This window comes from Stenotrophomonas maltophilia group sp. Smal32 (assembly GCF_030237085.1).
In the GTDB taxonomy this organism is placed as follows: domain Bacteria; phylum Pseudomonadota; class Gammaproteobacteria; order Xanthomonadales; family Xanthomonadaceae; genus Stenotrophomonas; species Stenotrophomonas maltophilia_Q.
The window spans coordinates 1-1,165 of sequence record NZ_JASJSI010000219.1 but is presented as its reverse complement, the minus strand read 5'-3'; the positions used below and the strand labels follow the sequence as shown (position 1 = coordinate 1,165).

Below are 1,165 nucleotides of genomic sequence, written 5' to 3'. Positions count from 1 at the left end.
ACCGGCAGCTTGAACAGGGCCAGGCCGCCGGCGAGCATGATGATGATGGCGATGACCCATGCAAAGATGGGTCGATCGATGAAAAAGCGTGCCATGGGGTTCTCCGCTTACTTCGCGCCGCCGGCCGGGGCCGCAGGCTGGGCGGCCGCCGCCGGCTTGGCCGGCGCAGCGCCCTTCTCGGTGGCTTTGACCGGCATGCCGGGGCCGATCTTCTGCAGGCCTTCGACGATGACCTTGTCGCCGGCCTTCAGACCGTCCTCGACCAGCCACTTGTCACCGACCGTGCGGCTGACCTTGACCGGGCGCACCTCAACCTTGTTGTCCTTGCCGACCACCATCGCGGTGGTGTCGCCCTTCGGATCGCGGGCGATGCCCTGCATCGGCACCAGCACTGCATCGCTGCGCACGCCGCCGCCGATCACTGCGCGCACATAGGTGCCCGGCATCAGCAGGCCGTCCGGGTTGTCCACCTTCACGCGCAGGCCGAAGCTGCCGGTAGCCGGATCGACGCTGACTTCGGAGAACTCCAGCGTGCCCTTGTGCTCGAAGGTGCTGCCGTCTTCCATCAGGATGCTGACCGGCAGCGACTGATTGTCCTGCAGGCGGCCGGCGGCCAGTTCGCGGCGCAGCTGCAGCAGCTCGGCCGAGGACTGGGTCAGGTCGACGTAGATCGGGTCCAGCTGCTGCACGGTGGCCAGTGCATTGGCCTGGCCGGCGCTGACCAGCGCACCCTGGGTGACGCTGGACTTGCCGATGCGACCGCTGATCGGCGCGACGATGCGGGCATAGCCCAGGGTGACGTTGGCCGCATCCAGCGACGCCTTGGCGGCACCGACATCAGCCTCGGCCTGCTTCTGCGCAGCCACGGCGTTTTCCAGATCCTGCTGGCTGACCGCGTCGACCTTGGCCAGCTCGGTGATGCGCTTGGCGCTGAGGCGGGCAGCGTTGGCGGTGGCTTCGGCACGGGCCAGCTGGGCGCGGGCGCTGTTGGCCTGGGCGCGGTAGCTGGCGTCCTCGATCTGGTACAGCGGCTCGCCGGCCTTGACCATGCCGCCCTCGGTGAACAGGCGCTTGGCGACGATGCCGTTCACCTGCGGGCGCACTTCGGCGACCAGGAAGGCATTGGTACGGCCCGGCAGTTCGCGGGTCAGGCCCACGGTCTCGG

The 1,165-nt window shown here is 68.7% G+C and carries 2 protein-coding genes; both read right to left on the bottom strand.

Going from position 1 to position 1,165, the window contains the following annotated elements:
- The coding region (locus tag QRO91_RS22615) for an efflux RND transporter permease subunit (protein WP_180849240.1) at positions 1-95 on the bottom strand (95 nt) is incomplete at its 3' end.
- 12 nt (positions 96-107) lie between these two features.
- The coding region (smeD, locus tag QRO91_RS22420) for a multidrug efflux RND transporter periplasmic adaptor subunit SmeD (protein ID WP_180849238.1) at positions 108-1,165 on the bottom strand (1,058 nt) is incomplete at its 5' end.